Below are 7,587 nucleotides of genomic sequence, written 5' to 3'. Positions count from 1 at the left end.
GTAATAATGGCAGAGATAACAGAAGGGTAAGTGCATTCATTTTGCCTTCATTATAAAAGGTTTTAAATAATGAGTTTGTTTACAGCAATCCAATAAATGGGCTCATTCAGTAAAAGGATAGTTTTAATGACGTTTTTAAAAAATCACAGCATGCTTTGCGCCCTCAGCGTTTGCTTTAGCTTATTGCTAAGCGGTTGCTCAGAGCCCTCATCGCAAAGTTCATCACAAGTAGAGGTTGATGTTGCTAAATACCCATGGGCTAAAGAGCATCAAAACCACCCTGAGTGGCCGATGGAAATACGTGAAGAGGTGTATGGCGATGCAGATACTTTTTCAACCCCGCGGTTAATGTTTTGGAATAAATACAAATACAGTGAGGTACGCACGCTGTGGTCATCTCGTTTAGATGGCTCTGACAGGCGCCGTATTATTCCAGAAGAGGTATTTCAAAAGCTTGAATCTATTAGTATACATGCACCAGCTCGCTCACCAGATAACCGTTATATCGCTATTTCGGGTTATATCAATGATAGAGCCACGCGACAGTTGTACGACACCAAAGAAAAAAAGCTAATCACCATGTCAGGCGGTGGCGGCTACCCTTCATTTAACTGGACCTCAGATAGCGATAATGTGATTTTTTATGCAGATGGTAAACATTACAACTACCAGGTATCAACAGCAACACTTACGCAGCGTAAAATAATTTACTCAGAGGAGTTGTTTTTACTGCCCGGCGATAAAGAGTTTTTAGCGGTAAAGCACGACGGCTTTTGGATACATAAGTTTGATGGTGAGGTAATACGTAAAGTTGATTTTGGTTTCCCAAGAGAATGGGAAATGAAAAACCACCGTATTTCACCGGATGGAAAATATTTAGCGTTTATGACTCAAGGCAGACCAAAAGCGCATTTTCATTGGGTGAATATTGCCAACCCTGAGGTTAAGCATTCAGAAATAGGGGAAGGAAATGGCGTTATTTTTTCTTCAGAAGAGGATTATCAATTGGAGTTTGTAGCAAAATTTTCAAAAGAGCGTGGTAAAAATGGTTTCTATCCTTCAAAGCGTATCATAAGAACAAAGAATATAGTGACCGGTGAGCAAGCTGAGGCGATAGTAAAAGAAAATGGTATTTGGGGTCTTGATACATTAGGTCCAATAGCAGTTACAAACTTAGCAGTACAAGGACGATAATAATGCATAAAATGCATGATATGAGCAAAGGAAGTGCCAGCCCAATAGTGTATTTATTAACTGGATATGTTGAAAACAATAAACCGGTTGGTAAATTAACCCCGGTAGCAAACCGAATCGTGGTGGCCGAGCAGCCTGAGTCAGCCACTTACGATACAAAAAAGCCTATTGTATTAAAAACAAATAGTGCTGGTATTTTATCGACAATAAACAGTGAGTCATTAGAGACGCGTCTGCCATTTCATGCGTACATGGCAAATAATAATCAACGGTCTATTATTATTCCGCCCATAGAGTCTATAGGGCTCATTGCCAATAATAACCCTAGTGGATGGGCGAAAGAGTTTGTTGATAATTTAAAAAATTACAGCAGCTCAAATACGCCGTTATTAGAGCTACGAACAGTCCCGATTACCAATTTAAAACAGCTAACAGAGAATAGCGAAGACGACACTTACAATAAGTGGTATGCAAAAGAAATAACTCAGAAGAACGTACAAAGTATCCAAGCTTATATACTGGCAAAAACCCGAGCAGTAATTTTAAGTATTAATCCAAACATCCCGCTTCTTTCTCCGGGTGAAAACATTGTTTTGTCACCGCCTGTAGGTGAAGACATATTTGCGACTTTCGTTACTGAAACTAACTTAGCTGTTATATCAGGTACTAACAAGAGACTACCCAAAGGGTTGTACCGCATTAAATTGAGGTTGAATGAAAAAAAACTAGAGATTCAACAATCACGATGGTGTGCTAAATCAATTCAATTTGACGGCACATATTATTACTACGAATTAGCCGAAATGGTGCGTTTTGATATAAAAAATGAAGCCGGTGAGTTTGATGTAATTAACTGCGACCCGCTTTCGGTTGAAGAGGCAATAATAAAGCAATTTCCGCGTTTTTATAGCCACTTAATAAGTTATGCCAAAGATTTAAAAACCGAGCATGCCACCTATGACCCTAAAAATATTAGTGTTAAAGATGAAAACGGTAAAGAAATTGGCCGCGCTAAAGTCAGCGATGAACCGATAAAAATAGCCAGTGGTTTTGAGAATTTTTGCCATGGTTGGGCGGTGGCAAAAGGCCGCGCACAACTTGCCGCCGGGTTAATTAATACTGATATAACCGCCAGTGCCAGTAACGGCAATTTTACCACCAATGGTAAATTTGTGTTAGGCAGTAAAATTGCTAAAGCATTACATGTTCATTTAAGAGCGAATGCAGATACAACCATTCAAGCCACCCTTGATTCTGTATTTGCAATGCAAGATGGGCAAGATGCGTGGCAAAAGCTACGTAGTGCCCGTGCAGCTATGACAACCGATGGTTGGAGGCAAGCACTTGCAGAAAACCTGTGGCGCTTACCAGCGAACACACCAGCTGCAATGGAAAGTTATAATAAAAGTTTAGGTAAAAAGCTTGGCATTCCTAAGGTAGCAATGGATGCAGCAGGTAATGCACTCAATATAGCTGACTTAACCATAAATATTGCAGCACTTGGGCAAACTACGTTGCAGCAATTTGGTACAAATATCCCTAATTTAGCGCAAGCTAAACGGCACTATAAAACGGTTGCTAACGATTATTTTGAGCATTTAAGTGCTAAAGAAATAGTAAAAGACGTGGTAATTAAAGCACAGTTTGCACTTAATAGTGAGCAGGTAACCGATGAATACCGTGATGCTATCTTGCAGCAAAGTGAAGCGGTTTTAAAAGCGTTTGAGCTAAACAAAACGCTTAAAATTATAGTGGCAGGCCATACCTGCGATCTGGGTCATTACGATTATAATATGGCGCTATCTGAGCGACGAGCCGATGCTGTTAAAAATATTTTAGTAACTCAAGCTGGTATTGATGAGGCGCGTATTGAAGTGCAAGGGCTGGGTTATACTCAGCCACTTGTAAATAATAAAGATGAAGCCAGCCGAGCGCAAAACCGCCGTGTACACATTGCCGCTTATGCTATTAGCCAGCTCTCGGTTTGCCCATCACGCGAGGGTATGGATAGCTTAGAGCGCTTTCGTAACTTAACCGTGGTTAACGATATCAAAGTAGGTGAAACAGTTGATGCCATGGCGTGGCAAATGATCAACATTGCTTTGGGTGTGATGGCATTTATTCCGGCAACAGCGCCTATTGCAGCGGCGGTGGCAGTATTAAAAGCGGGTGGTGCTATAGCTACATCGGCTGCTAATTTAATGGATGAAGTGCTGCTCGATAACGCCTGTAAAAAGTATTATGCCGAAATTCAAAGAGATAAACGCCTAGGCCAAGAATGTGCTGCTAACCAAGGGATGATGCATGAGCTGCTTAGTGAATTTAAAGAGAGCGAAAGCACAGAGCAAAGTACGCAGTGGGCTGCGCAATTTAGACTGCGCTCAGAGGCAATATCGGGCCTGATGGGCTTGTTATTAAGGGCGCAGCGTGAAGGAGATAAAAGCGAATACTACAACAACCTAGAGCGTTATAAAGTAAAACAATACATAGAAAACTTTTTATTAGGTGATAGCTGGGCGCTCCCTAATTTACCCGGTGCATCAATTCGTATGGATACCTTTTGGGTGTTTTTAATTGATAGTATCGCAGGTCAAAAGAAAAACGTAGGCAATGATAAAAAAGCGCTCTATGGGTTTAGTGACAATTACAGCCTGTTAACTAAAGCCGCACGTAAAACTGTGGTAGAGGACCCTCAAAACGCACTTTATATGCACTCGCAGTCTAACCCGTATGGCTTTTATATGATGGCGGTGCCAACACTCGCGCGTGAACATAACTATATTACCGCTGAGTTTCAAAACTACTTTCCTATTCATACCTTTGGCACACAAGAAAAAGCAGGCAGTAAATACCTTGAAAGCTTTGCAAACACCTTTGAGCCGGTATTTTCTGACTATGGTGAAGCAAGTTATCATCACAGCGCCATATATTATCAAGACCCAACGTCAAAAAAATGGTTGCCAATTATTGCCAACAAACTAAAGCGCTTAACGCCATTCACACCTATTCGTGTTTTAGTGGTGTTTAACGATACGATGACCGGTATTGCCCCTATTACCTTTAAAGTAACGCGCTGTGATGGGAAAAATAACGAGCTTGCTTATAAAGAGTTGGTAAGACCACTTGTCGAGTCTGAGCTATTAGAGAGTGAAAAGCACTTTGCCGGAAAGTTTGGTTGTGTATTTACACCATTTTTTCAGTTGGGGCCAAAAACGTATTTAGGTACCAAGCCTATGGTGCACGAAGAAGCCTTTTACCCATTAATGCACGACTCTGCACTTGAATACTATCAAGATGACAATTTTTCTGACATGCGTTATTTCATTCGTGCGCAAGTTGGCAGTAGTCTTGGAGTTGTATTGCCGTTAATGGGAGAACGTAAAGATAATAGTGATGAGATGATTTTTGAGTCTGACACTGCGGAGGTCCTCTATGCCTTAGGCATAAAAAATAAGTTTGTGGCGAATGAGTTTTATGTTGATTTAAATACAAAGCGTAATGGTGGTAATGAAGAGTCACTATTAATAAAAGGCTTTTTAACCAGTAATAGCTCAAGCTTTGTATACCCAGAGCTTTTTGCGGGGGAAAAAAGCATTAGAATTTTGGTGCGCTTTGGCGGTGAAGGAAAGCCTTATTTAATGACCAGTAAAATACAAAGGCAAGGGCGCTCAATCCGTTTATTTGAGAGTGAATTTGCTGCCGCACAAAGTTTAGGGTTTAAAGTACGCCAGTTTGGCGATGACATAATATTTGATGACTTTGATTGGAATACCCAAGTCGATATTATGGTTGTAGCCACCTGTACAAAGCTAGAGTCTGATAATTATACCAAAAAATTAATTGGTTTAGATTGGCGTAGTGTGCCATGTGATTTAATACTGCAGCAGACTATTGGTATTAATGACCAAGGCCCGCAGTATAAGTCAAAGCTGTGCTATTTAGGCAAAGCAACGCGTAATGCAAATAAAGGTTATAAAACAGAGCGTATTTTAAATAAAATGGTGGATACGTGGCATGACGATGACTATCAATTTGAGGATATGTGGGATGACAACCAGTGCAAAATTGATGAGCAGGTAGGCCCAGAGTATGAAGAGTTAATTGAACTATTGAATAACGCAGGCCCTTATAACGAGAAAGGTAAACAGGCTCGAGCTCGAGCGTTGCTTAATTGGCATAATAAAGACGCTAAAGCATTTGCCGGTGAAGAGCAGGTTTTTGTTTTTGCAGCGAACTTTAGTTTAAAGTATGAGTCGCCAAAACGGGTTACCGTTAAAGGTTTAAGGCCTTTTGGTGATATATTTACAGCTCAGTTTAGTGATTTGTTTACTGAGCAACAAGACCGGGAGTATAGTATGGAGCTAGGCGTCGCTAGCTTTAATTCTGCGGGTAATTCTGGTTTTAACTTTAATGATATCGGTTCGACGACTGATAAAACCAGCAACCATGGTTTGCAGTTAAAGTTACCATTGCCTAACCCTACAAATAGCGATTTGCCTTGGGGTAAAACATTACCTGAAGCTGATTTAAAAGAATTAGCCGCAAAGCTAAATGGCGAGCATTCAACCCCATCACAAAAAGCAGTGTATAAAAGGTTGTCAGAGGAAGGGTTGACTGAAGGTGAAGTGAAACAGTGGTTTGTTGAAGATGCGACAAAGAAGAAGGTCAGGCCGTTAGGGGCTTTTAAAGAGTAAATTAACTTCTTAGTACTTACAGGGCTGTAACCAAGCACTCTTTGTGAACAGCCCTTTTACCTAAGCTTACTTCACCTTTTAAAATATCAGCATATTATGGCATTAATTAAACCAATTTACCCAGTACCCTTAGTCAATAAATTAAAAGCGTTGTTGGCATTTAAGTTACCTAGCGCAGAGATGCCACCACCGCCGATCATCTATGTTGATGATAATGCCTGTAAGCTTAGCAACAACTCTATTAAAGCACGTAATATGGGCATTATCCCGATGTTATTCATGGTGTCATTTATTGCGTTTTACCAGGTAGTTGGTTTTTATTCTATGTGGAAGTCAGTTGAACAGGAAACTTTGGAATATATTGACTCTTATAAAAAAAATACGGAGAAAACTATTTTTTATCTTCCACTTTACCCCCCGTGAGGAAAAATATTTATGAACGGCTTGATGAAAATGGCAAAATGTCATTAAGCCGCTATATGCATTATCACTACTATGAAACCGCTGATGTTGGCGGTACGTTTCGCCTTAAGCGAGATATAATTTTATCCATCTTTATTATACTGACACTTCCGCCCTTATTGTACTTTTTAATCTTTTTTAAGCGCCAAGCGCCGATGGTGTTTGATCGTAATCGGCAAATTGTTTATCACTGGTATAAGGGCAACGTCCGTGCTCAACATTTTAAAGACCTCCGAATACATGAAGATTCACAAATGATGCGTATTCAAACGCGCAGCCTTGGTAGGCGCGGTGATATGCGTTGGGCTAACTTTATGGTGCAACCGCGCCATAACCCTTATTACAACGGTAAAGATGCGTACGAGCCAGTATTGGCGTTTATTTGCCAATTTATGGAATATGGCCGCGAGCATGTAATGCCGCAGTGCAAGCAATGGCAAACCGATGACAAACCCTTTGCATTTTTTGATGATGAAAAACCAAACGATTTTGCGCAGCAGCTAAATGCGGTGTTAACACATTTATCGGAGAACGATACAGATATCCCGCTTGATAAAGACAATTTACCCATTCCCCCCGTGTGAATAAGGTAAGGGCTGATGGTTTTAGAACTTCAAAAGCGCTTTATAACCACCCCAGTAATGCTGAGTTTAGAGCGCTGCGCCCTGATCCAAACTTAATTTACCCGGGTGACGTTATTACCATACCACCTAAAAAAGAAAAGTTTATGCCGCTGCGCGCCAATAGCCTAAATACGTTTGTTGTACAAAACGAAAAAGAATATTTTCGCCTGCAAATAATTCATGAAGATGGTGATGACATCACTGGCAAACGTATTGTACTCAACATAGGCAGCCAAACTATCGATACCGTTTTACCGAGCGACGGCCTAGTTGAAGTTGAGCTAAATGAGAACGACACGCTCACCGCTCAGGTTGATTTATATCTCAAGGAAGATCAAAGCTCACCCAGTGAAAGTTTTACCGCACAAGTTGGTCATTTAGACCCCATCGATACACTTTCAGGTGTGCAAGCACGCTGCAATTTATTGGGCTTTGACTGTGGCACAGTTGATGGCGTCATGGGTCAAAAAACACGCATTGGTGTAAAGGATTTCAGTACGAGCACGATCTCGACATAGACGGCATACCAGGCCCTAAAACCAAAGCAAAATTACAACAAGTATTTGGGAGTTAGTATGAGTACCCCGTACAGTATGGCAATGGTAGTTAACAAT

Annotated in this window: 5 protein-coding genes; all 5 read left to right on the top strand. The window is 40.8% G+C overall.

Annotation, left to right across the window (positions count from 1 at the left end):
• The first annotated feature begins 126 nt into the window (after nt 1-126).
• Entirely contained in the window at nt 127-1,194 is a 1,068-nt protein-coding gene (locus tag H5163_RS20775) for a PD40 domain-containing protein (protein WP_182735863.1), read from the top strand.
• A gap of 2 nt (nt 1,195-1,196) precedes the next feature.
• Nucleotides 1,197-5,888: an OmpA family protein gene (locus tag H5163_RS20770; protein WP_259399842.1), complete on the top strand. Its 4,692-nt coding sequence runs from the start codon at nt 1,197-1,199 to the stop codon at nt 5,886-5,888.
• Between the two features lie 96 nt (nt 5,889-5,984).
• Nucleotides 5,985-6,311: a hypothetical protein gene (locus tag H5163_RS20765; RefSeq protein ID WP_182735862.1), complete on the top strand. Its 327-nt coding sequence runs from the start codon at nt 5,985-5,987 to the stop codon at nt 6,309-6,311.
• A 38-nt stretch (nt 6,312-6,349) separates the two neighbouring features.
• Nucleotides 6,350-6,934: a hypothetical protein gene (locus tag H5163_RS20760; RefSeq protein ID WP_182735861.1), complete on the top strand. Its 585-nt coding sequence runs from the start codon at nt 6,350-6,352 to the stop codon at nt 6,932-6,934.
• A complete protein-coding gene (locus H5163_RS20755) occupies nt 6,931-7,491 on the top strand; it encodes a peptidoglycan-binding protein (RefSeq protein WP_259399841.1) in 561 nt (186 codons plus the stop codon). The genes H5163_RS20760 and H5163_RS20755 overlap by 4 nt, the downstream gene beginning before the upstream one ends.
• Nucleotides 7,492-7,587: the final 96 nt, after the last annotated feature.

The organism is Pseudoalteromonas sp. SG44-8 (genome assembly GCF_014164125.1).
Taxonomy (GTDB): Bacteria; Pseudomonadota; Gammaproteobacteria; order Enterobacterales; family Alteromonadaceae; genus Pseudoalteromonas; species Pseudoalteromonas rhizosphaerae.
Note: the sequence above shows the minus strand (reverse complement) of the source record. Positions and strands in the feature narration are given on the sequence as shown.